Source organism: Paraburkholderia sp. EG286B (assembly GCF_040965655.1).
In the GTDB taxonomy this organism is placed as follows: Bacteria; Pseudomonadota; Gammaproteobacteria; order Burkholderiales; family Burkholderiaceae; genus Paraburkholderia.
Genome location: NZ_JBFRCF010000005.1, coordinates 444,889 through 468,110, shown reverse-complemented (window position 1 = coordinate 468,110; position 23,222 = coordinate 444,889). Strand labels below are relative to the sequence as shown.

21 protein-coding genes are annotated in these 23,222 nt (G+C 67.6%); 10 read left to right on the top strand and 11 right to left on the bottom strand.

Annotation, left to right across the window (positions count from 1 at the left end; genetic code table 11):
* Nucleotides 1-15: 15 nt before the first annotated feature.
* From AB4Y42_RS13715 to AB4Y42_RS13690, 6 genes are all read right to left on the bottom strand, one after another.
* A complete protein-coding gene (locus tag AB4Y42_RS13715; protein ID WP_368694487.1) occupies nucleotides 16-1,086 on the bottom strand; it encodes a hypothetical protein in 1,071 nt (356 codons plus the stop codon).
* 112 nt (nucleotides 1,087-1,198) lie between these two features.
* Nucleotides 1,199-2,503 (bottom strand): RNA polymerase sigma factor, encoded by a 1,305-nt coding sequence (locus tag AB4Y42_RS13710; RefSeq protein WP_368694486.1) that lies wholly within the window; start codon nucleotides 2,501-2,503, stop codon nucleotides 1,199-1,201.
* Complete coding sequence (locus tag AB4Y42_RS13705; RefSeq protein ID WP_342922843.1) at nucleotides 2,500-2,922, bottom strand: VOC family protein; 423 nt, start codon at nucleotides 2,920-2,922, stop codon at nucleotides 2,500-2,502. The genes AB4Y42_RS13710 and AB4Y42_RS13705 overlap by 4 nt, the downstream gene beginning before the upstream one ends.
* 30 nt (nucleotides 2,923-2,952) lie before the next feature.
* Nucleotides 2,953-3,375: a YciI family protein gene (locus AB4Y42_RS13700; RefSeq protein ID WP_368690518.1), complete on the bottom strand. Its 423-nt coding sequence runs from the start codon at nucleotides 3,373-3,375 to the stop codon at nucleotides 2,953-2,955.
* Nucleotides 3,376-3,525: 150 nt separating this feature from the next.
* A complete protein-coding gene (locus AB4Y42_RS13695) occupies nucleotides 3,526-3,879 on the bottom strand; it encodes a YciI family protein (protein ID WP_368690519.1) in 354 nt (117 codons plus the stop codon).
* 92 nt (nucleotides 3,880-3,971) lie between these two features.
* Entirely contained in the window at nucleotides 3,972-4,589 is a 618-nt protein-coding gene (locus AB4Y42_RS13690; RefSeq protein WP_368690520.1) for a TetR/AcrR family transcriptional regulator, read from the bottom strand.
* Nucleotides 4,590-4,677: 88 nt separating this feature from the next.
* Between AB4Y42_RS13690 and AB4Y42_RS13685 the strand changes: the two genes are divergently transcribed.
* The 5 genes from AB4Y42_RS13685 to AB4Y42_RS13665 all read left to right on the top strand — a co-directional run bounded on the left by AB4Y42_RS13685 (nucleotide 4,678) and on the right by AB4Y42_RS13665 (nucleotide 11,065).
* A complete protein-coding gene (locus AB4Y42_RS13685) occupies nucleotides 4,678-5,805 on the top strand; it encodes an MBL fold metallo-hydrolase (protein ID WP_368694485.1) in 1,128 nt (375 codons plus the stop codon).
* 326 nt (nucleotides 5,806-6,131) lie between these two features.
* Entirely contained in the window at nucleotides 6,132-7,391 is a 1,260-nt protein-coding gene (locus AB4Y42_RS13680; RefSeq protein WP_368690522.1) for an ROK family protein, read from the top strand.
* Nucleotides 7,378-8,931 carry a sugar ABC transporter ATP-binding protein gene (locus tag AB4Y42_RS13675; protein ID WP_368694484.1) on the top strand — a complete coding sequence of 518 codons (1,554 nt, stop codon included), beginning with the start codon at nucleotides 7,378-7,380 and terminating at the stop codon, nucleotides 8,929-8,931. Before AB4Y42_RS13680 ends, AB4Y42_RS13675 begins: the two co-directional genes overlap by 14 nt.
* 41 nt (nucleotides 8,932-8,972) lie before the next feature.
* Nucleotides 8,973-10,016, top strand: a complete 1,044-nt coding sequence (locus AB4Y42_RS13670; protein ID WP_133187246.1) for a ribose ABC transporter permease — start codon at nucleotides 8,973-8,975, stop codon at nucleotides 10,014-10,016.
* 104 nt (nucleotides 10,017-10,120) lie between these two features.
* The gene (locus AB4Y42_RS13665) at nucleotides 10,121-11,065 is read left to right on the top strand and encodes an ABC transporter substrate-binding protein (RefSeq protein ID WP_368690524.1); all 945 of its coding nucleotides are present in this window, start codon (nucleotides 10,121-10,123) and stop codon (nucleotides 11,063-11,065) included.
* Between the two features lie 42 nt (nucleotides 11,066-11,107).
* Here the strand turns inward: AB4Y42_RS13665 and AB4Y42_RS13660 are convergent, their stop codons facing one another.
* The 4 genes from AB4Y42_RS13660 to AB4Y42_RS13645 form a co-directional block, all read right to left on the bottom strand.
* Nucleotides 11,108-12,079 (bottom strand): sulfonate ABC transporter substrate-binding protein, encoded by a 972-nt coding sequence (locus AB4Y42_RS13660; protein ID WP_368694483.1) that lies wholly within the window; start codon nucleotides 12,077-12,079, stop codon nucleotides 11,108-11,110.
* 139 nt (nucleotides 12,080-12,218) lie between these two features.
* Entirely contained in the window at nucleotides 12,219-13,829 is a 1,611-nt protein-coding gene (locus AB4Y42_RS13655) for an EAL domain-containing protein (RefSeq protein ID WP_368694482.1), read from the bottom strand.
* Nucleotides 13,830-14,023: 194 nt separating this feature from the next.
* Nucleotides 14,024-15,067, bottom strand: coding sequence for a transporter (locus AB4Y42_RS13650; protein WP_368694544.1), 1,044 nt, complete (start codon nucleotides 15,065-15,067; stop codon nucleotides 14,024-14,026).
* 102 nt (nucleotides 15,068-15,169) lie between these two features.
* Nucleotides 15,170-16,423 carry a DUF1479 domain-containing protein gene (locus AB4Y42_RS13645; RefSeq protein WP_368690527.1) on the bottom strand — a complete coding sequence of 418 codons (1,254 nt, stop codon included), beginning with the start codon at nucleotides 16,421-16,423 and terminating at the stop codon, nucleotides 15,170-15,172.
* Between the two features lie 226 nt (nucleotides 16,424-16,649).
* On the opposite strand from AB4Y42_RS13645, the gene AB4Y42_RS13640 reads away from it, so the two are divergent.
* A complete protein-coding gene (locus AB4Y42_RS13640; RefSeq protein WP_368694481.1) occupies nucleotides 16,650-18,053 on the top strand; it encodes a DHA2 family efflux MFS transporter permease subunit in 1,404 nt (467 codons plus the stop codon).
* An 8-nt stretch (nucleotides 18,054-18,061) separates the two neighbouring features.
* On the opposite strand, the gene AB4Y42_RS13635 is transcribed toward AB4Y42_RS13640, so the two are convergent.
* Nucleotides 18,062-19,165 (bottom strand): PHB depolymerase family esterase, encoded by a 1,104-nt coding sequence (locus tag AB4Y42_RS13635; RefSeq protein WP_368694480.1) that lies wholly within the window; start codon nucleotides 19,163-19,165, stop codon nucleotides 18,062-18,064.
* Nucleotides 19,166-19,453: 288 nt separating this feature from the next.
* Here AB4Y42_RS13635 and AB4Y42_RS13630 point away from each other — a divergent pair, with 288 nt between their 5' ends.
* The 4 genes from AB4Y42_RS13630 to AB4Y42_RS13615 all read left to right on the top strand — a co-directional run bounded on the left by AB4Y42_RS13630 (nucleotide 19,454) and on the right by AB4Y42_RS13615 (nucleotide 23,188).
* Nucleotides 19,454-19,990: a chromate transporter gene (locus AB4Y42_RS13630; protein WP_368694543.1), complete on the top strand. Its 537-nt coding sequence runs from the start codon at nucleotides 19,454-19,456 to the stop codon at nucleotides 19,988-19,990.
* Complete coding sequence (locus tag AB4Y42_RS13625; RefSeq protein WP_368694479.1) at nucleotides 19,987-20,556, top strand: chromate transporter; 570 nt, start codon at nucleotides 19,987-19,989, stop codon at nucleotides 20,554-20,556. Before AB4Y42_RS13630 ends, AB4Y42_RS13625 begins: the two co-directional genes overlap by 4 nt.
* A gap of 130 nt (nucleotides 20,557-20,686) precedes the next feature.
* Nucleotides 20,687-21,016, top strand: coding sequence for a DUF4148 domain-containing protein (locus tag AB4Y42_RS13620; RefSeq protein WP_368690532.1), 330 nt, complete (start codon nucleotides 20,687-20,689; stop codon nucleotides 21,014-21,016).
* 327 nt (nucleotides 21,017-21,343) lie between these two features.
* A complete protein-coding gene (locus tag AB4Y42_RS13615; protein WP_368690533.1) occupies nucleotides 21,344-23,188 on the top strand; it encodes a trypsin-like peptidase domain-containing protein in 1,845 nt (614 codons plus the stop codon).
* The last annotated feature ends 34 nt before the right edge of the window (nucleotides 23,189-23,222 follow it).

The following is a 23,222-nucleotide window of genomic DNA, read 5'->3' as shown; positions in this document are numbered from 1 at the left end:
CGACGCCGCTCACGCCTAGTTCGCGGGAATCGTCACGACCGGCGCCTTGCTGCTCGTTTCGGCCTCGGCGAGCGCCATGAGGTTCTGCAGGACCGTGAACGCGTATTTCGAGTCGAAGTCGGCACGATCGACCCAATACGCCGTCCCCTCGTACTCGATCGCAACATAGGCGTCCGCGGGCGCCTTCGGCCCCTGGTGCACGATGATGATCGGCCGCGTTTCGCCCCCGATCAGCCCGACGGTCGGTTTGGTCGCGCCGCTCTGCACCTGGGCGTCCGGCACCTGGATCTGCGCGCCGATATTCGTGAGGATGCCGAGCACCGAGCGCGTCACCATCGGAATGCGATTGCCGCCCTGCGCCGAAGGCCCATAGACGACCTCGTAAGTACGCGTGTCCGCCGCGAGATGGAGCAGTTCGCGCACGCGCGCCAGGTCCGCCGAAACTTGCGGCGACTGCGCGCTGTTCGTCGCGCCGAGCGCGAGATACACCGTGTTCTTGCCGTTCTCGCTGCGCGACTCCACGTTCAGCTCGCCGGCCAGCTGCAGGCGCCGCAGCGCCTGCAGCAACTGGAAGAAGCCCGCCGAGCCCGCGCTGCCCTCTCCGCCCAGCGCGCTGCCGTTCTGCAACCCGCCGATCGATTGCGCGCCGATACGCAGCAGCAGATCGACCGGCATGCCGCCTTCGGCGAGCGGCATCATGAGTTCCGGCGCGAGCGGCCGGATGTACGCGGAGGCGAACGCTTCGCCCGTGGTCGGCGTGAACGTGAAAGTCGGCCGATTCGACCAGGAGATATTACCGGTCGCCAGCGCATAGTTCGGTTGCGCGCCCGAACCGAGATTGCCTGTGGCGCCCGCCGTCGAATCGAATTGATACGCGGCGATGATCGAAGTCACCGAGAGAAAGGCGGGCGCGTCGCCGTAACGCAACCCGATCACCGCGGCGAGTATGCCGCGCTTTTTTGCATCGCCGAGCGCTCTTGCGTAGTCGACCTGATCGGCACGCAAGCGCGTCGGACCGAGATGCACACACGCCGTGCCCAGCAAGGCCGAGCACGAAACCGCCAGAATCGTCGTTTTTGAAATCATCGAAGCCTGCGCGCCGGGCCGCGCAAAGTGAGTGGGTTCGCGCGCACAGGTAGCAAGCGTTGTGCCCCGATATTTCAGAAGCGCAAGCGTGACCCTTCCGGCGACGGCGCCCTCAAGCGCGCGGCGCGCACGATTGCGCCCGCGCCAGCAGCACTTCCCGGTCGCGCGCGTTTTGCGTGAGCGCGGCCGCGCGCTCGAATTCCGCGCGGGCTTCGGCATGGCGCGCCAGCTTTTCGAGCAGATCGCCGCGCGCGGCCGGCAGCCACGGATAGTGGCGCAGCGCGGGTTCCGCGCACAGTGCATCGACGAGGTCGAGCGCCGCTTGCGGCCCCTGCGCCATGCCCACCGCCACAGCGCGATTCAGGCGCACGACGGGCGAAGCATCGAGTTCGAGCAGCGCGTCGTAGATCGAGACGATCTGCGCCCAGTCGGTCGCCGCCGCGCTCGGTGCGCGCGCATGGCAAGCCGCCAGCGCCGCCTGCAGCGCGTACGGTCCTGGCGAGCCCGCGCAGGCCGCACCGCGCGCGATCGCGGCAAACCCGCGCCGGATCAGGAGCGCGTCCCAACGGCTGCGGTCCTGGTCGGCGAGCAGCACGGCGCGCCCGGCCCGGTCCACGCGCGCGGGCAGGCGCGAAGCCTGCAGTTCCATCAACGCGACGAGGCCGTGCGCCTCGCCCTCGAGCGGCACGAGTTCCGCCAGCATGCGGCCGAGCCGCAGCGCTTCTTCGCACAGCGCGGGCCGGGTCCAGTCCGGGCCCGCCGTGGCCGCGTAACCCTCGTTGAAGATCAGGTAAATCACTTCGAACACCGAAGCAAGTCGCGGCTCGAGGTCGGCCAGGCGCGGCACTTCGAACGGGACCTTCGCGGCCGCGAGCGTGCGCTTGGCCCTCACGATGCGCTGCGCGACGGTTGCCTCGGGCACGAGGAACGCGCGCGCGATCTCGGCCGTGGTGAGGCCGCCCAGCAGCCGCAGCGTGAGCGCGGCGCGCCCTTCCTTCGGCAGCACCGGATGGCACGCCACGAACACGAGCCGCAGCAAGTCGTCGCCGATCTCGTCCTCGCGCGCGGCGTCGAGCGCCTCCACGAAGTCGGGCGCGAAGTGCGCTTCGAGCGCCTCGAGGTCGGCGCCCAGCGCCTCGTGCGCACGCGCATGCGAGGCCGCGCGACGCAGCCGGTCGAGCGCGCGATGTTTCGCGGCGGTCATGAGCCACGCTCCGGGGTTCTCGGGAATGCCGCTCGCGGGCCAGCTTTCCAGCGCGGCGACGAACGCGTCCTGCGCGATTTCCTCGGCCACGCCCACGTCGCGCACGATGCGCGCGGCGTGGGCGATCACCTTCGCCGACTCGATGCGCCACACGGCCTCGACCGTGCGGCGCGTCGCCGTGAATGGGTCGTGAGGATCGCGCGCTTGCGTCACGAGCCGTGCGCGCCCTTTTCGACCGCCGCCGGCGACATGTACATCAGTTCCCAGATGTGGCCGTCGGGGTCTTCGAAGCTGCGGCCGTACATGTCGGTGCCGCACTCCATCGGCGGGCGCTTCGAGCTGCCGCCCGCCGCGAGCGCCTTCTCGACGAGCCCGTCCACTTCCTCGCGCGACACGCACGAGAGGCAGGTCAGCACCTCGGTGCTTTCGCGGGCGTCCACGAGCGCCTTGTCGGTGAAGCCGCGCATGAAATCGAGAGTGAGCAGCATGGCGTACATGTTCTCGCCCAGCACCATGCAGGCGGCCTGGTCATTGGTGAATTTCGGGTCGAACCTGAAACCGAGCTGGCCGAAGAAGTCCATCGAGCGCTTGAGGTCGCGCACGCCCAGATTGACGAAGATGTGCTTATGCATGATTGAAGCCTCGTGTGATCGGGTCAATGTTCAGGATGCCTTACGCTCTTCCTGGAGCTGGCGAAAGCTCTCGACGCCCTCGCACTGCGGAAGTTCGTCGAGTTCATAGAGTTGGCGCACTTCGACCTCGCCTTCGGCGTGCTTGCCGAAGGGCGACGGGAAGCGGCGCGCCCATTCGAGCGCTTCGTCGCGCGAGCGGACCTGGATCAGCGTATAGCCGGCGATCAGCTCCTTCGTTTCGGCAAACGGGCCGTCGAGGATCGTGGGCTTGCCATTCGTGTAGTGCACGCGAAAGCCGCGCGAGCTGGGCTGCAGACCCGAGGCGTCGAGCAGCACGCCGGCCTTCGCCAGTTCCTCGTGATAGCGGGCCATCTCGGCGAATACTTCCACGTCGTCGGGCGGCTCGCCCGCTTCGGTCAGCGCGTTGGCGCGCACCATGATCATGAATCGCATTGTCTTCTCCTGAATGTGACGTTCGGGGTCGTTCGAAGCAAGCGGCACCCTTGGGTGCGCTCATGAACACGACGCGTGGGGCGCACGGAAATCGACAACGGACAGCGAATTTTTTACGTGCCTGGGGAAACTACCAGGAGTAGCGCGGCTTCAGCGGAAACACGGACCGGTCTCCCGCACTTCGACGCTCGCCCATTGCGCCGCGGGACAGCGCTGCGCAATGGCGAGCGCCTCGTCGCGCGTGGCGCAATCGACGAGGAAAAAGCCGCCGATCATCTCCTTCGCCTCGGCGAACGGGCCGTCGACGATGCTCGTGCGGCCTTCGCGCACCTGCACGCGCGCGCCGCGGGTGTCGGCGGTGAGCGCGTGCGCGTCGATCAGCTTGCCTTCGGCGGCGAGTTCGTCGGCGAACGCAACCATGCGCGCGTAAAGCGCCTCGCCTTCGGATGGCGTGCGCGTGTCGCGCTGGCCGCGCGGCTCGGCGATGAGCAGCATGAATGGCATGAACGTGTCCTCTCAGTCAGCCTGCGATCCTGAAAGGCAAGAGTCTATGCCAGAAGAACCGTTGCGCGCCGGGGCCGCGCGCGGTCAGGCGCTCACGCGTAGCGCGCGAGGAAAAGATCGGCCGACGACTCGGCAATCTGGCACTGCTGCGCGTCGTCGAGCGGCGGCTGGCCCATCGCGACCTGCGGCCAGAAGGCGAATGCCTTCACGATGCCGTGCAGCTGCTGCGAGGCGAAGGCCGGATCGGTCGTCTTCAGGCGGCCATCGGCGGCGGCGGCACGCACCCAGACCGTGACGTCCTCTTCGCGCTCGCCGATGCGGGCCACCATGTCGCGCGCACGTTCGGGCGAATGGATGCCCGCCGCGATCGCCACACGCGCGAGCTTGAAGAACGCTTCGTCGCTCAGGAGCCGCAGCTTGCGCATCAGCAACTCGACGAGCTGCGTGCGCAGCGGCTCGCCGGCGCGGTAGGCCGGCGCGTCGGCGGTCGCGCTCGCGTCCCAGAGCTGGCACAGGATCGACGCGAACAGCGCCTCCTTGCTCGGGAAATGGTTGTAGACCGTGCGCTTCGAGACGCTCGCGCGCGCCGCAATGCGGTCCATGCTCGTGGCGTCGAAGCCGGAGGCCAGAAATTCGTCGATGGCCGCCGCGACGATGGCGGCGCGCTTGCGGTCGGTCAGGCGTTGGGGGGTAGCGGGGATGCAATCCATTCCCAAATCTTACACCAGACAGTTTACTTTTCGCCAGAATAAACTACACTGTGCAGTCTACTTCCTGTTTCCAAAGGCAGCCGCCGACATGACCTCGCCTTTCGCATCGCTGAGCCGTACCTTGGGCCTGAGCGCCGCACAACGCGGCCGCGAGCTCTCGTCCACCTCGCCGCAACATGATGGCGAGCGCTTTCGCAACGTGCGCCCGCGCCCGGCCGAGGGCCTCGGCAAGACGCTGAAGATCATGTGGAACATGATCTTCCACAAGCCGGGTGGCACCATCCCCGCCGGCGCGCTGCCCGTTCAGGCGCTCACGCGCAGCCAGCTCGAGGCCGCGCCCGACCGCAGCGTCTACCGCCTCGGCCATTCCACGCTGCTCTTCAAGCTGCGCGGCCACTTCTGGCTCACCGACCCGGTGTTCGCCGAGCGCGCCTCGCCGTTCCAGAACCTCGGGCCCAAGCGCTTTCATGCGCCGCCCATTGCGCTTGCCGATCTGCCGCCGTTGCGCGGCGTGATCCTGTCGCACGACCATTACGACCACCTCGACCGCGAAACCGTGCTCGCGCTCGCCGCCAAGACGGGGGTGTTCCTCACGCCGCTCGGCGTGGGCGACCGCTTGATCGAATGGGGCATCGACGGGGCGAAGGTGCGCCAGTTCGACTGGTGGCAAGGCGCGAATGTCGAAGGCGTCGAGTTCACCGCCACCCCCGCGCAGCATTTCTCGGGGCGCAGCCTGTTCGACGGCAACAGCACGCTGTGGGCGTCGTGGGTGATCGCCGACGCCAACCTGCGCGTGTTCTTCAGCGGCGACACCGGCTACTTCGACGGCTTTCGCGCGATCGGCGAGCGGCTCGGTCCGTTCGACGCGACCTTCATCGAGACCGGCGCCTACGACCCGCAATGGCCCTACGTCCACATGCAGCCCGAGGAAACGGTGCAGGCGCACGTGGATTTGCGCGGCGAGTGGCTCGTGCCGATTCACAACGGCACGTTCGATCTCGCGATGCATCGCTGGCAGGACCCGTTCGAACGCGTGACCGGCCTCGCGCTCGCGCGCGGCGTGACGCTCTCCACACCGCGTATGGGCGAGCGGCTCGACCTGGCCGAGCCGCATCGTGGGGAGCGCTGGTGGCGTGAGGTGGCCGAAAGCGCAGAGCCGCCGCGCACGGCGCGTCGGTGGTTCGCTTGCCGCGACGCGCGCGAGGCGCGCTCGTAACACCCAGCCCCACATCTCCCTCGACTTCCCGCGCGCGATACCAACGCGCGCGGGCACGCCCGCTGCTCGTTCCCCGCTTCTTCCCCTTCGCGGCCAAAGTCTCCTAAGCTTTTGCATCAGGGCCCGCATCGCGCCGGCGCCCTTCATCCTGCCCCTTTACGCTTAACGGGATTTCCCCAGGCTGACAGCCCCCGATTTCTGGCATTAAATAAATCAACTTGATTTATTTAGTCGGTCGCGCAGTTCCAGGCCGACCCTCTCTTTAGCTTTGCATGGGACCGGAGTCAGCGCTCAAGCGCCCACTCCGGATCGACCGGAGGAGACACGTGAGAAGTCCGCATATCGGTCAGGGCAGCAATTCCGCCAACGTCCGCCGCTTCAACGAACGCCTGCTGCTGCAGGCGCTGCGTCGCGCGGGCGAGGCGTCGAAGGCCGATCTCGCGCGTCTCGCGAATCTCACGAGCACCGCGGTGGGCACCATCATCACCTCGCTCACGGCCAATGGCCTGATCGAGGTGAGCGGCCGCCGCGACGGCCAGCGCGGCCAGCCCGCCTCGCTCCTGCGCCTCTCGCCGCGCGGCGCGTTCGCCATCGGCGTGCGGCTCGACCGGACCAACATCGAAACCGTGCTCGTGGATTTCGCGGGCCAGATGATCGAGCGCCGCTCGCGCGACATGCTGCTGCCGCAACCCTCGGTCGCGCAGGAGATCGTGCAGCGCGACATCGCCGAGCTGTTAGGCTTGCTCACGACCGAGGAACGCAGCCGCCTCGCCGGCATCGGCGTGGCGCAGCCGTACAACCTCGGCAGCTGGCTGCGCGAACTGGGCCTGCCTGCCGACACCTTCCGCGTCTGGAACGACGTCGATTTCGCGGGCGAACTCGCGCGCGCCACGGCGCTGCCCGTGTTCAGCGAAAACGACGGCAACGCAGCTGCCATCGCGGAAATCTTCTACGGCTGCGGGCGCCAGCGCGACGACTTCCTCTACCTGTTTCTCGGTGCGGCGATCGGCGGCGGCATTGCCATCGACGGCGACTGCGTGCGCGGCCTCACCGGCAACGCGGGCGATTTCGCGGTGATGCCGGTGCCGCCGAGCCGCCTGCCCTCGGCGCACAAGCCGCCCGGCCAGTGGGACATCCTGCTGTCGCGCGCGTCGCTCATCGCGCTGCGCCGCCATCTGCAGTATTGCGGCGAGACGATCGACAGCCGCGCCGATCTGCAAGCGTGCATCGCGCGCGGCCACCCCGGCGTGCAGGAATGGCTCGACGACTGCATCGATGCGCTCGCCCCCGCGCTGCGCTCGGCGTTCTGCGTGCTCGACGTGCCGGCCGTGGTGCTCGACGCCGACGTGGACGCGGGCCTCATCGACACGCTCATGCAGCGCCTGCGCCTCGCGGTCGCCGCCACCGCGCCCGAGGCGCGCGGCACGCCCGCCCTGGTGCGCGGCACCTTCGGTCCCGATGCGGGGGCGCTCGGCGCGGCCACGCTCCCCATGTTCTTCAACTTTTCGCCGCGCGCGGGCATCCTCATGGGCGCCGGCGCACAAACTTACGCACAAGCGCAGGAGGAGAGCCATGTCGCCCTCTGAGTCCACGCCGCCGCTGCTGGAAATGCGGGGCATCACCAAGACCTTCCCCGGCGTGCGCGCACTCGACAACGTGCGCCTCACCGTCTACCCCGGCGAGGTGCACTCGCTCATGGGCGAGAACGGCGCGGGCAAGTCCACGCTGATGAAGATCCTCTCGGGCGCCTATCAGGCCGACCCCGGCGGCGAGATTCTCATCGAGGGCAAGCCGGTCGTGATCGACGGGCCGCATGCGTCGCGCGAGCTGGGCGTGGCCGTGATCTATCAGGAGCTGAGCCTCGCGCCCAATCTCTCCGTGGCCGAGAACATTCATGCGGGTCGCGAACTGCGCAAGGGCGGCCGCCGCTTCGGCACGGTCGACCGGCGCGCCATGGAGCGCGGCTGCGAAGACGTGCTCAAGCGCCTCGGCGCGAGCTTCGGGCCCACCACGCTGGTCGGCTCGCTTTCCATCGCCGAGCGTCAGCTGGTGGAAATCGCACGCGCCGTGCATAGCGACGCACGCATCATCGTGATGGACGAGCCCACCACGCCGCTCTCCTCGCGCGAAACGGAACGCCTTTTCAAGCTCATCAACCAGCTGCGCGACGAAGGGCTTGCGATCATCTACATCAGCCACCGCATGGCCGAGGTGTACGAGCTTTCGGACCGCGTGTCCGTGCTGCGCGACGGCAGCTACGTGGGCACGCTCATGCGCGACGCGCTCAACGCGGAAAGCCTCGTGAGCATGATGGTGGGCCGCGATATTTCGGGCTTCTACAAAAAGGCGCACGCCCCTTACGATCCGGGCAAGGTCGTGCTCACTGTGCGCGATGTGGCCGACGACAAGCGCGTGCGCGGCTGCAGCCTCGACCTGCACGCGGGCGAAGTGCTCGGCATCGCGGGCCTCGTGGGCGCGGGCCGCACCGAGCTTGCGCGCCTCATCTTCGGCGCGGAGCCGCGCGTGCGCGGGCAGATCGCCATCGACGGCAAGACGCTCAACGTGCACACGCCGCGCGACGCGATCAACGCGGGCCTCGTCTACCTGACCGAAGACCGCAAGCATCAGGGCCTCTTTCTCGACATGAGCGTGCGCGACAACATCAACGTCGCCGTGGCCGGGCGCGACGCGCGCATGGGCGTGCTCGACCTCGCGCGCGGCGGCGAGCGCGCGAAGGAAGCCATCCGCTCGCTCTCCATTCGCGTGCCGAACGCGCGTGTGAACGTGGGCGCGCTCTCGGGCGGCAACCAGCAAAAGGTGCTGCTGTCGCGCCTGCTGGAAACGAAGCCGCGCGTGCTGATACTCGACGAGCCCACGCGCGGCGTCGATATCGGCGCGAAGTCCGAGATCTACCGCATCATCAACGACCTCGCCAAAACCGGCGTGGGCATCATCGTGATTTCGAGCGAGCTGCCCGAGATCATCGGCGTGGCCGACCGCGTGCTCGTCATGCGCGAAGGCGTGTTCGCCGGCGAGCTTGGCGGCTACACCGGCAAACCCATCAGCCAGGAGGCGATCATCGAACTCGCCACCGGCTCGCAGCACCCGCTCGACGAAGCCGCTTGACCTTCACCGCATACGCAAGAAACGTCCCTCAGGAGTACGACATGAAAAGCATTCTTCCCCGGCACGGTGTCGCGGCCTCGCCCACACAGCCCGCGCAAGGCGCTCAACCCGCACGCAGCGTCGCGGTCGACGGTCATCGCCAGCGCATGAAGTCGCTCGTGCGCACCGCCGGCATGCTGCCCGTGCTGGTGCTGCTGTGCATCGGCTTCGGTCTGCTCAACGATGGCTTCTTCACGCTGGAGAATCTTTCGATCGTCACGCAGCAGGCGTCGATCAACATCGTGCTCGCCGCCGGTATGACGTTCGTGATTCTTACGGGCGGCATCGACCTCTCGGTGGGCTCGGTGCTGGCCGCGGCAGCCATGGCCGCCATGATCGGCTCGAACTTCGCGGGCTGGGGCTGGGTCGGCGTGCCCATGGCGCTCGCGGTGGGCCTCGGCTTCGGCCTCATCAACGGCGCGCTCATCGCGCTCCTGCGCCTGCCGCCGTTCATCGTCACGCTCGGCTCGCTCACGGCGGTGCGCGGCATCGCGCGCCTCATGGGTCACGACACCACGATCTTCAACCCGCAGCTGTCGTTCGCGTTCATCGGCAACGGCACGGTGCTCGGTGTGCCCTGGCTCGTCATCATCGCGCTCGTGGTGGTGGCCGGCTCGTGGTTCGTGCTGCGCCGTACCGTGCTCGGCCTGCGCATCTACTCGGTGGGCGGCAACCCGGAAGCGGCGCGCCTCTCGGGCATCAAGGTGTGGGGCATCGAGATGTTCGTCTATGCCGTGTCGGGCCTGCTCGCGGGTCTCGGCGCGGTGATGTCGGCGGCCCGTCTCTACGCGGCCAACGGCCTGCAACTGGGCCAGTCCTACGAACTCGACGCGATCGCCGCGGTGATTCTGGGCGGCACGAGCTTCGTGGGCGGGGTGGGCTCGATCATCGGCACGCTGATCGGCGCACTCATCATCGCCGTCCTGACCAATGGCCTCGTGCTGCTCGGCGTCTCGGACATCTGGCAGTACATCATCAAGGGCCTCGTGATCGTCGGCGCCGTGGCGCTCGACCGCTACCGCCAGCGCGGCTCGGCCCGCACCTAAGCGTGCATCGAATACACCATCAGCCGGAAACAGGCGCGAGCGCAGGCGGTCCTGCTGCGCTCGCCCGGAAAGCACCCAAACAGGACCCCTCAGGAGACAACCTCATGTTCAAGAAGAAAGTCGTTCTCGCCGCTGCCGCCCTCACGTTCGGCTTCGCACTGCAAGGCGCGCATGCCGCCGACAAGCAGCTCAAGTCGATCGGCATCACCGTGGGTTCGCTCGGTAACCCCTACTTCGTGACGATCGTGCAGGGTGCGGAAGCGAAGGCGAAGCAGATCAACCCGAGTGCCAAGGTCACGGCCGTTTCCGCCGACTACGACCTCAACAAGCAGTTCACGCAGATCGACAACTTCATTTCGGCGCACGTGGACATGATCCTCCTGAACGCGACCGATCCGAAGGCGATCCTGCCTGCGGTGAAGAAGGCGCAGGCGGCCGGTATCGTGGTGATGGCCGTGGACGTGGCCGCCGCGGGCGCCGACGCCACCGTGCAGACCGACAACGTGAAGGCCGGCGAGATTTCGTGCGAATACCTCGCGAAGAAGATCAACAACACCGGCAACGTGATCATCCAGAACGGACCGCAGGTCTCGGCCGTGATCGACCGCGTGAACGGCTGCAAGCAGGTGCTCGCGAAGACGCCCGGCATCAAGATCCTCTCCGACGACCAGGACGCCAAGGGCTCGCGTGAAGGCGGCATGAACGTGATGCAGGGCTACCTCACGCGCTTCCCGAAGATTGCCGGCGTGTTCGCCATCAACGACCCGCAGGCCATTGGCAGCGACCTTGCCGCGAAGCAGCTGCATCGCAGCAACATCGTGATCACGTCGGTGGACGGCGCGCCGGATATCGAAACGGCGCTCAAGACCGATACGCTGGTGCAGGCCTCGGCGAGCCAGGACCCGTGGAAGATGGCGCAAACGGCCGTGCAGGTGGGCTACGAGATCATGAACGGCAAGAAGCCCGCCAACCCGATGATCGAAATGACGCCGCAGCTCGTCACGCGCGACAACGTTGGCAGCTACAAGGGCTGGTCGTCGCAGCACTAAGCCCTGGCATTGCATGAGCACGGGGCGCCCGTGCTCGCGCGGTCAGGCGAGCACGGCGTCCTTCGTCACCACGCGGCGCGGAATGATCTTCAGATCGTAGAACGTGTCCGCGATCTTCTGCTGCTGCGCGATCACGGCGGCGTCGATGGGCCGGTATTCATGCGCGTAGTGCGTGAGACCGGTCTGGATCGTCGCCGCGTCGAGGCCCTGGATCGGTGAGAGTTTCGCGGCCGCTGCCGCCGTGTTGGCGCGCACCCATTGCCCCGTCTTGCCGAGTTCGTCCAGCGCGATCGCCAGCGCGTCCTTGCGGTTTTGCGCGAATTCGCGCTGGCTCAGGAAGAACTGATGATGGCTCGCCACGCCGCTGGCGTCGGCAATGAGGCGTGCGCCGTCCTGCGACTCGACGGCGGCCAGGAACGGGTCCCAGATCGCCCATGCGTCGATGGCGCCGCTTTGCAGCGCCGCGCGCGCATCGGCGGGCGCCAGATACACGGGCTGCACGTCGCCGATCGAAAGGCCCTGCTTTTGCAGCAGCGCGACGAGGAACCAGTGCACGTCCGAACCGCGATTCAGGCCGATCTTCTTGCCCTTTAGTCCTGCCACGTCACGGATCGGCGAGTTTTTCGCCACCACCACGCCTTCCGCGTGCGGCGTGGGCAACTCATACGCCGTATAGACGAAATCCGCACCCGCGGCCTGGGCAAACACGGGCGGCGCCTCGCCCACGTAGCCAAAGTCGATCGCGCCCACGTTCAGGCCTTCGAGCAATTGCGGGCCGGCCGGGAATTCGGTCCACGACACCTTGATGCCGAGCGGCGCGAGGCGCGTTTCGAGCGTGCCGTTGGCCTTGAGCAGCACGAGCGTGCTCGCGGCCTTCTGGTAGCCGATGCGGAACTGGTCGGGCTGATATTTCGCGAACGCGGTGGCGGGCAGCGCCGCGCTGGCGAGCGTCGCGCCCAGCGTGGCGAGGAAGTGGCGGCGGGTATAGGGTCTGGGCGGCGTGGGGCGAGTCATCTTCAGCGCTTCCGTGTTGGCATGGGGCATGCGCCGACACGGCGCAGCCATCGAAGCGTTGATGCTACCGGGCCGCACGCGTTCGCCGAACCGATGTTTGGCGCTAAGCAAATCACGCCGGCAGGAATACGCGGGCGCCCTAGGTGCCGGCCGTCATGTGCGGATTGGGCGACATATGCGCCCCGTTCGCGCGATACCAGCGCACGAACGCCTCCGACGGCATGGGCCTCGCGTAGAAAAAGCCCTGGATATAGGTGACGCCGCGCGCGCATAGATAGTCGCGCTGCACCTGTGTTTCCACCCCCTCGGCCACGAGCCGCGCGCCAAGGCTATGCGCGAGATCGATAATGGCGTCGAGCACCGCCGCCTTGCCGCCCTGCGCGTCGATGGTCAGCACGAAGCCGCGATCGATCTTCAGGATATCGAACGGAAATTTCTCGAGATACGAGAGCGAGCAATATCCCATGCCGAAGTCGTCGATGGCGACCCTCACGCCCTCGCGCCGCAAGGTCACGAGATTGCTGCGCGCCTGCTCGGTATTGCGCACCAGCGTGCGCTCGGTGATCTCCAGCGTGATCGTCGCGCCGTGCGGCGCCACGGCCGCGCGCAGCGCCTGCACGTCGCTCACGAGCTCTACGCCCGACAGATGCTCGGGCGCGAAGTTGACGCCGAGGTGAAATCCCCGTGCGACGTCCCACGTGGCGACATCGTGCTCGATGAGCTTCAGCAGATGCTGCGTGAGCGGCACGATCACGTGCTCTTCTTCGGCCACCTGAATGAACTCGTCCGGACGGATCGCGCCGGTGCCTGGCCGCACCCAGCGCAGCAACGCCTCCGCGCCCTCGCAGCGCCCCGTCTCGACGCCGTAGAGCGGCTGGTATTCGACATGGAATTCGTTCGCGCGAATGGCCCGCAGCAGTTGTTCGCGGCGCGATTGCCCGCTTTGCTGCAGGCGGCGCACGAGCCAGACGAGGCACGCGGAGAAGGCAGCCGCCCACGGCATGTAGCGCAGCAGCAGGGCGCGCCAGTATTGCAGAATACGCTCGGGCCGCCCGTAGATCTTCAGATCGATCGTGGTGCCCGACATGCGCTTTTGCAGATCGACCAGCAACGGCGCGCCTCGCACGTTCACGAGCGCCATGGCTTCGCGCAACACGGTGCCCCCGCCCACCCTCAACTCGGCCTGGCGAAACACCGTGAGCGGCGCCGCGCCATGCAGGAGGTCCATCAGATACTGCACGTCCACCACGGCCACGACCGCGCGCCCCGCTTCGCCCGCGACGCCAACCAGCAGCGAGGGGCGGTTGCGCACCATCGGCGTGTCGTCGACGATCAGGAGCCATTCGTCCTGCGAGGCCGGCACGCTGCCATTGAGCCAGCCGCGATTGGGCACCGCCTGTTGCGCGTACGCGGACGAGCAGTCGATGCGGCCTTCGTAAAGGATATTGAGCGTGCGCACATAGGGCACGGCGGCGGCCTTGCGCGTGAGATCCGGCGAGAGCGTCTCGCACGCTTCGTTCGCACGCGGCGCGAACGAGCGCGCCGCGCTCTGCGCCGTCTCGACGATCGAGACCACCTGCCCGACGATGAACGCGGAAGCAAGGCTCGCCTCACGCTGCGCAATGCGTTCGGCCTCGTAACGCCCGAGCGCCACACACAGCAGGATCGGAATCAGCGCCACGACCAGCAGCACGAGCAAACGCGAGACTCGCGAGCGGACCGCGCCGGGGTTGGGCGAGACTTCGGGCAAGGCGTCCTCCGCACCAGGGCCGTCATGGGGGCCGCTACGGTATGACGCCAACATACACCAACGCGCCAGCCGCGGGCGCGTGCGGTGCCCGGCGCACGCCAACGTCAGCTAACGTGGGCGCCCATCATGCCCAGACGCGTGAGGCCGTCGGTTGCATCGCGCGCACCGGCAGTCCTGCAGCTGCCCCGCAAGCCTCAGGTGTCGCCGCGGCGGCGGAACACCCACCATCCCAGCAGCGCCGTGAAGGTCGCGACCAGCACCACCATGAGCCAGAAGCCGTGGCGGTTTTCCGCGAGCGGAATGCCGCCCACGTTCATGCCGAAGAAGCCCGCGACGATGTTGATCGGCAGCGCGAGCACGGTAACGAGCGTGAGCGTGAAAAGCGTGCGGTTGTTCTGCTCTTCGAGCCGCGCGGCGATTTCTTCCTGCAGGAGCTTGATGCGCTCGACGAGTCCGGCCATGTCGCCCAGCACGAGCGAGAACTCTTCGGTCGCCTCGCGCAGGTCCTGCATGTCGGGTGTCTGGAGCCAGCGCGGCGGGCGAGCGAGCAGACGGAAAATCGAACCCGGCTCCGGCGCGAGCATGCGTTGCAGGCGCACCAGGATGCGCCGCATGGCCGCGAGTTCATGGCGGCTCCTGGAGCGGCGCGAGGCGAGAAACTGGTCCTCGGCACGATCGACGTCAATACTCGTGCGGCGCACGATCTCCACCATGAGGTCGGCCTGGTCGCGCATCAGGTGGATCAGCAGCTCGGCCGGCGAGCGGAACGTCTCGCCGTTGCGCACGTAGCCGCGCAGACGGTCGATGGAGCGCAACGGCTTCAGGCGCGCCGTGACGAGAATGCGCTCGTGCGTGTACGACCAGAGCGTCGCGATCTGCGAGGGCGTGAGTTCGAAATCGAACATCACGTCGTTGACCACGGCGAACAGGCCGTTATCGACGTGTTCGATGCGCGTGGAGTGCGAGCCTTCCACGAGCATCTCGAAGAAGGCGTCGGGCAGGTCGAGATGCGCGCGCATCCACGGTTGCGCCGCGGCGTGGGCGAGATTGAAGTGCAGCCAGTAGAACGTGTCGTCGCGCGCGCCCTGCGGCTCGCCGCTCTCGTGCGTGCGCCGCAGCGCCTCGAGGACATCGTCGCACGTGACGGGCTGCCCGGGCTGGCCGGGCGTGAAGTGAAAACCGCAAATGAGGCCCGACAGGTCGGCGCCATAGGTTGCGACGGACGAAGCGAAATCCATGGTCGTCATGGCCGGTTGATCGGCGCACAGCATGCCACACGCGTGCTTTGACAGGCAAGCGCGCGAATCGATGCGCCGACACGCGCGGGTCATGTGCCCATGTTAGGCAACGCCGGGCAGGCCAAGCTGGGTGCGGCCGAGCGGCGTGAGATCGGCCACGCCCGCCCGGTCCGCCAGATCGGCTTCGATATGTTCGGCGGGAAAGTCCGGCGGGCTGCGGCCTTCGAGAAAGCTCGGCAACTGGCGCTGTAAATAGGCGTCGTTCTTCGCGCAACCCGGTGTGGCCGGAATGTACATCACGTTACTGTAGCCGCTGCCGCGGTGCTCGTCTTCCACGGAGTGAATCACGTCGCAGTGCCAGAACACGGTGTCGCCGGCTTGCATCTGAGGAATCGAAATCAGCGCATCGATCAGCGGCGCATGCCACTCGCGGCTGATCGGCAGCCCACGGCCCGGCTGGGCGCCGCACAGGTCGTCCTCGGCCACGTCGTCCTGCAGTGCGCGCAAGAGGACGTACGCCATCGCGTTGGCAATGGGCACGATCTGCAGCGTGCCGTCGCCGGGGCCCTGCGGCGTGAGCGCGGTCCAGCCCTGGAAGGTGCGGAACATCGAAGAGGCGATGCGTGAGGGAATCTCGCTCGCATGCGTGCGGTACGCGCCGTCGAACGGGTCGTAGCGCCGCCAGTCGCCCGAGAACACGTGGCGATAGACCTGGCGGAAACTCTCGTCGACCCAGCGCTCGACCGCGCCGCCGTCGCAATGCGGGGCGAGGCCGGGCGCAGCCGTTCCAGGCGGCCGGCGCCGCAGACGGTCGGCGTAGACGGGCACGACATCGGGATCGAAATGCACGCGCCCCTCGCTCTCGTGGCGCCACAGGCGGTTGAGGAAGACGCGCGCGGCCGTCAGTTCGGCGGACTCGCGCGCCTGCACCTGCGGGCGGGACCAGTAGAGGCCATAGATCAACGGGCGGCTCGCCTGCGGCGGGAGGGCATTGCGCTGCGCCGCGCGCTGCGCGGCACGCGCGTCGAGATCGTTGCGCGCCACGTACCCGGCGATTTCGGCGTCCCAGCGTGCGGCCTGCTCCGGCTCGAACACGCGGCGGATCACGCAGGCGCCGCGCGCCTTCACGAGCGCGATCGCCTCGGGACTCACGCGCTGCGCCTGGATGTCGGCGAAAGCGATCTCCGGGATCACGGCCTCGCCCGCTTCGCGCAGCCGGGCAATGTGCCGTGCTTGTTCGCCTATGGCCTGCGCGACCTCCTCGAACACTTCGCGATAGTTCGGCAGTTGCGCGCGCAACATGCGCTTGGCTTGCCGGATCGCGGCCGGGACATCGTCGATTTGAAGTGCCGCCATGCGTGTCTCCATCGGGGTTGAATGCCGTCGTTTGATGGCAAGCATACGCCTCCATGGCGCTCGTCTGGCGTTAGCCGTTTGGCATCCCACTTCCTGGGTTTTCAAATTTTCAACAGGTAAACTTGCAAGTTTGGCTGTTTATATTCATGATGGGCTGACGTTCCCCAGCCGAATCCGCGTGAATCGTTTTCAAGGCGGGCGACATCATGAGAAGGCTGGCTGAACGATGAGCGGCACGCGTGAGCCCAGCGGTGCCGGCAACCGGATTTCCGCGTCCGTCTGGAAGGTCGCCGTGGTCGTCTCGATCGGCTCGTTCATGGCACAGATGGACTCGACGCTCGTGAACGTCTCGCTATCGGCCATCGGCCATGCGCTCCACTCGCCCGTTGCCACGACGCAGTGGATCATGAGCGGCTACCTGCTGGCCATGGCGCTCATGCTTCCGCTCAACGGCTGGCTGGTGGATCGCGTCGGTGCGAAGCGGCTTTATCTCTTTGCCTTCACGGCCTTCACGCTCGCTTCGGTACTGTGCGGCGCGGCGCAAAACATGGGGGAACTAATCGGCGCGCGCATCGTTCAGGGCCTCGTGGCGGGGCTGCTCGCCCCCATGGCGCAGATGATGATCGGGCGCGTCGCGGGTAGGAACATGGAGCGCGTGATGGGCTACGCCACGCTGCCCATCCTGCTCGGGCCGATCCTCGGCCCGGTGCTTGCCGGCGCGGTGCTGGCGCGCGCGGCGTGGCCCTGGCTGTTCCTGATCAACGTGCCGGTCGGCATACTCGGCGTCACGTTGGCCACGCGTTTGCTCGCGCCCGACACAGCCCAACCACAAAGGCGCCGCTTCGATTTCGCGGGCTTTGCGTTGATCTCGCCGGGGCTCGCCGCGCTCGTCTATGGCTTCCAGAGCGCCATGCACGCCGAAGGCGCGGGGTTTCTGCTAGCCGGCGCCGCGCTACTCGCGGGATTCGTGTGGCACTCGTTGCGCCGGCCAACGTCGGCGCTGATCGACGTGCGCCTCTTTGCGGACCGGATGTTCGCGGTGCCCGCCATCACGCAATTCTTCGCCAACGGCATCATGTATGGACGGCAGCTGGCCGTTCCGCTCTACCTCATTGCAGGCTGCGGCCTGAGCGCCGCGCATGCGGGCTGGCTGCTCGCGGCGACGGGCGCGGGCATGATGGCCTCGTTCGCCTTCATGGGCTTTCTCACCGAGCGGCTGGGCTGCCGCGCGCTCGCGGCGGGCGGCGCACTGCTGGCGCTCGTCGCCACGCTGCCGTTCCTGTGGATGACGGGCCACGCGTTCTCCACGGGCCTCGCGTTGGCGAGTCTCTTTATCGCGGGCGTGGGTCAGGGAACCATTAGCATTCCTTCGATTTCCGCCGCGTATGCCCGCATGCCGAAGGCACGGCTTCCGGTCGCGAACACCGCGTTGAATATCGCGCAGCGGATTGGCGGCCCGTTCGCCACGACGCTCGTCTCCATCGCCGTTTCCCTGGCAATGCCGAGTGCTTCCGCTGCCGAACCGCGGCACTTCCTGCCGGCGTTCGCGGCGCTCTGCGGGCTGCATCTCCTGTGCTTCGCGGCGGCCATGCTGCTCCCGGCGAGAGTGCGCCGCGCAAACGAGGGCTGACGCCCCGCTCACACCATGTCGCTTGCCGCAGTTCGGCGCTGCCGCCGGAAGAACTGCCACATCAGCGCCATCGCGTCGGGACCTCGGTCCGAATGAAACGCTTCGCGCGGATCGCCGCCGCTCCATGCGTGCCCGAGCCCGCGAACGACACACACCCGCACGACGAGCCTGCCCGACTTGACATAGTCGGTGTATGCCACCGCGTCACGGCTATAGGTCCGGATCTCGCCGACGCGCAATTCGCCCTGCGCGTCGAGCAGCCGGTTGACACGCGCGAACTGCATGCCGAGCTGTGCGCCGTTGCGCTTCGCCACGACCGCGTCGATTTCGCCTTGCACGATGAAGGCGGGCACACCTGGATGGGCGGCGACGTCGAGCGCGGCATCGACCAGATGCACCGGGTCTTCGCGGCTGCCGTGGCGCATGACGCTCATCGCGCTCATGGTTGAACTGGCCGCACCGAAAACCGGCCCCGAGTGCAGGCCCACTGCCGCGAAGCGCCACGGATGGCGCATGGCGAGCACGGACGCGAGACCCGCTCCCGCCGAGATGCCCGCGAGGTAGACGCGCTCGCGATCGAAGCCGTGCTCGCGCGCGACGGCATCGACGAGCGAGGCGACCGCTGGCGCTTCCGACTGCGCATGATCGCCGTGCCAGTGCCAGCATCGCTGCGCGTGCGCCGTTTTCGCCTGCTCGGGAAGCAGCACGGCGAAGCCTGCGCGATCCGCCAGCCGGCAAACCCGCGTGCCCGCGGCAAACGACTCCGCCGTCTGCTTGCAGCCGTGCAGCATGACCACGAGCGGCAGGCCCGTGGCGCTGGCCGCGCCGGCGGGCAAATAGAGCGCATACGCGAGATGGTTGACGAGATGCCCGGCCCTGGGCGGCGCGGAATGATAGGAGCGGATCCACCTGCCGGCCGTGCCCGCCGGTTGCGCACGCCCCACGTGCGCCTTCCCTGCGCGCCTCGCCGGTTTGGCTGCCGGCCTCGCGACCTGCGCGGCCCTGGCGGGCACCGTTTTGCGTGCGGCGGCCTTTTTCTTCGGTCGCGGTGCGCTCATGCGGGTGAGCAGTTCGAGACCTTTGAGCCAGACGCTGGTCTTTTTCCTGGGCATGAGCAATGGCGACAAGGCGTTTTGTTCACGTCACGCCAGGCGGCACACGGCGGACAGCGCAAATACATCGATCGCAGCGATGGCAACGATCGAGCCGCTGCGAGTCCTACCATCATAACGGCCCTGACCTCGCGCTGAATTTTGCGTGACCGCGCGCGCCCGCGTCACAGGTGTTGCGGCGCTATAATTTCGGCCACCGCCGCAAGAGACGATCGCCGAACCGTTCGGCATTACCCGCCTTCCGTCATCCCCGTGACCGCTTCCACGCCAAACGCCTCGCCGGGCCCCATGCTGTTCGGACTCTTTCTGATCTTCAGCCGCATTGGCATGACGAGCTTTGGCGGCGGTTTGAGCGGCTGGCTGTTGCGCGAATTCGTCCAGGATCGCAACTGGATCAGCGAAGAGGACTTTCTCAACGGGCTCGCCATTTCGCAGGCGCTGCCCGGCATCAACGTCAAGAACATGGCGATCTGGATCGGGCACCGGCTGCTGGGCTGGCGTGGCGCCGCCGTGGCCGTAACGGGCATCCTCGTGCCGCCCGCATGTCTGATCGTCGTGATCGGCAGCGTGGTCGGCGCGCTCATCTTCCATCCGCTCACGCAGATTCTGATCGCGGGCGCCGCCGCGGCGGCCACCGGATTGTCGCTGTCGATGGGTGTCGTCACCGCACGGCGCGTGCGTCGGCAGGTCCTGCCGCTGCTGCTCATGGCAGCGACCTTTGTTGCGATCGGCATTCTGCGTTGGTCGCTGGTGTGGGTGGTCGTGGCAGGCGGCACCGTGAGCGTGCTCTACGAATACGTGGCGATCCGCCGGGGTGCGCGATGAATGCACGCCTGCTCGGTCAGCTCGCCGCCATTTTCGCGCCACTTTCGCTCGTGACGATCGGCGGTGGCCAGGCGATCGTCGCCGAGATCCAGCGCCAGGTCGTGGACGTGCATCCGTGGATGACGCATTCGCAATTCGCGGCCGACTTCGCGATTTCGCGCATGGCGCCGGGGCCGGGTTCGCTGCTCGTCACGTTGATCGGCTGGCAGGTTGCCGGCTTCTGGGGCGCGCTCGTGGCGACCGCCGCGCTCCTGCTGCCAACCGCTATCCTCATCTATGGCGTCACGCATATCTGGGGCCGCTATCAGGGCGCGGCGTGGCAGTTGGCGCTCGAGCGCGGCCTGCGCCCCATCGCGGCCGGCATGATGCTCGCGGCGGGCTGGGTGCTGCTCGAGTCGCTCAACGGCGGCCTGCCCGCGAAGGCCATCGCCGTCGTGTCGCTTTGCGTGCTGCTCAGGACGCGGGTCAGTCCGCTCGTCCTTCTGTTTGCCGGCGCGCTCGCGCTCTTTGGCGTCAGCCTGATCGGCGCGGACCTGCCGCATTGGCTCCAGGTGCAGCTCACGTAGAAAAACTCCCTGCGGCAACAACTTCACGGGAATAACAGCCCACCCGCGGCGGTATACCCATTGCAGTCTCCGTTGATTCGACCGTGCGCCAGCCGGTCGCCGAACCATGCTATTTAATCAGGAGTTCGAAATGATCATCCGCCGCCCGCTTTTCGCCTTGCTCGCCGTGACGGCTTGCATCGGCGCCGTATCCACCGCGTCAGCGCAGGGACTCACGCGTGCCCAGGTGCGCGAACAGTTGATCGAAGCGCAGGCCAACGGTTCGCAATTCGTGACCGATAGCTCGTATCCCGACGTGAGCCCCATCTCCGCGCAGCAAGTCGCGCGTGCGAAGGCCCAGCATCAACAGCAGGAACCCAGCGGCATGGGCGCGCCGATGCAGGGCACGAGCGACTCCGGCGCACCGCACACGACGTGTGTCGGGCCGGTGAGCTTCTGCAACCTGTATTCGGGTAGCTGAAAGCGATCGCCGGAACCCGCTCCCGGCCCCGCCAAAGCCGAAGCCCCGCTCGCGACGAGCGGGGCTTTTCGCGGGGCTTTTCGCGCGCCTGCTCGGCGTCGCCCCCACCCTTTCCTGAGCATCCTGACCTGCCGCGAAGTCAGCCAGGCGTCATGTTCGATGCGCCGCGCATGCACCGTGACGCCTGCGTGCCGATTTGCGTGCGGTACAGGACAAACCCTGCCCCCCAATTGTCTTGTGGCGTGACTACACTATGGACGTCGGCATTCGTTTGCTATCCGCGTTCGCGTGCCGCCCGCCAGCACGATGACCACTGGGAGGTGTGCTGTGCTCCGCCTGACCTTCGCCCGCACTTCGCGCCCTGCGGCGGCGCTTGCCCTCGCGCTTGCCAGCGCTTTCTGTTACGAGGCGAACGCCGCAACGCCGCCTCCGGCCGCCGCCAAGCCGCCCGCCAACAAAGCCGCCGCCAATAAGGCCGCTAACAGCAAGGCCGCTAACGACAAGGCGGCAAGCGATACGGCAGTTGGCGACAAGGCGGCTGGCGACAACGCCGCCGCGCCGAAGGCCACCGCCGAGGCAAACGCGCCCGCGGCCGTGGCCGCGCCCGACTTCTTCTCGCTCGCCGAGCGCTACGGCCCAGCCGTCGTGCACGTGATCGCGCGCAGCGCCGACGACCCGTCCGCGCCGCCCGAGCAGGAAGCGATCGATGACGCCGATCCTTTCTTCGCGTTCTTCCGGCGCGCGCCGAAGCCGGCGTCCGACGCCGAGGCCGGCGGACCGCGAGTGATGACGGGCGCGGGCTCCGGCTTCATCGTCAGCCCCGATGGCGTCGTGCTGACCACGGCGCATATCGTCGACAACGCCGAGCAGGTGACCGTGCGGCTCACGGACAAGCGCGAGTTCAAGGCGGAGGTCGTGGCCGTCGACCCGCAAAGCGACGTTGCCGTGCTGCAGATCGACGGCCACGATCTGCCGTTCGTGAAGCTCGCCGATACGGCGAAGGCGCACGCCGGCGAGCCCGTGCTGTCGATCGGGTCGCCGGACAGTTACCAGAACACCGTGACGACGGGCATTCTCAGCGCGACCTCGCGCACGCTGCCCGACGGCAAGCCGTTCCCGTTCCTGCAGACCGACGTGGCGGTCAACCCCGACAACTCCGGCGGCCCGATCTTCAATCGCGCGGGCGAGGTGATCGGCATCGGCGTGCAGATTTACGCGGACGGCGGCCGCTACCAGGGCCTGACTTTCGCGATTCCGATCGACGCCGCCAACCAGTTCCGCGCGCAGTTGCAGGCGCGCAAGGCGGCGCCCGCCGCCAGCGCCAATGCGGCGAACGCGGCAACCGCGGGCAACGGCGGCACGATCCGCACCTTCGGCATGCAGGTGGAAGACGTCAGCCCCGGGCTTGCGGCCGCGCTCGGCTTGCCGCACGCGGGCGGCGCGCTCGTCGACGCCGTCGATCCTGGCTCGCCCATCGGCAAAGCGGGCATCCGGACCGGCGACGTGATCGTGCAGGTCGGCAGCAAACCCGTCGACCGGGCCGCGACGCTCGCCGCCGCGCTCGCTGCCGTGCCGCCGGCGACGCCGGCGTCGCTGAAGGTGATCCGCAACCGTCAGCCCGCGGTGGCGGGCTTCTCGAACACGGCGTTCGAGGCGAAGGCGGCGGATGGGGATGCGCCTGCGGCGGCGACAGGCGCAGCGGGGGCCGCTGGCGCCGCTGGGGCGACGGCAGCACGGGCTACCGAAGCCGCACAGGCGGCGGAGAAGACCGACGCGCCCGTCGCGCCCGCCGTAGCGGATCCGGTGAGCAAGACGCCGCCGTCTGACGTGCACGCCGTCAAAGCGGCGATGACAGACCCGAACGCGCAGCCCGCCGCTGCGACAGCACCGGCCGCGCGCCATGCCGCCGACCGCCTCGGTCTGATCGCGCATGCGCTGAGCGCCGAGGAAAAGCGCACGACCGGGTTGCCGCTTGGTTTGATGGTGGAAGCCTCCACTGGACCCGCCGCGAGCGCGGGCGTGCGGGCTGGAGACGTCGTGCTGTCGCTCGACGACACGCTGGTCGAATCGCAGGAGCAAGCTGTCGCGCTCGAGGCGAAGGCGACGAAGAGCATGTCGCTGCTGATTCAGCGGAATAATGCGCGGAGCTTTGTTGCTGTGAAGATTCGGTGATGGGCGCTGTGCGCGGTTTCTGGCTGCTTTCGGC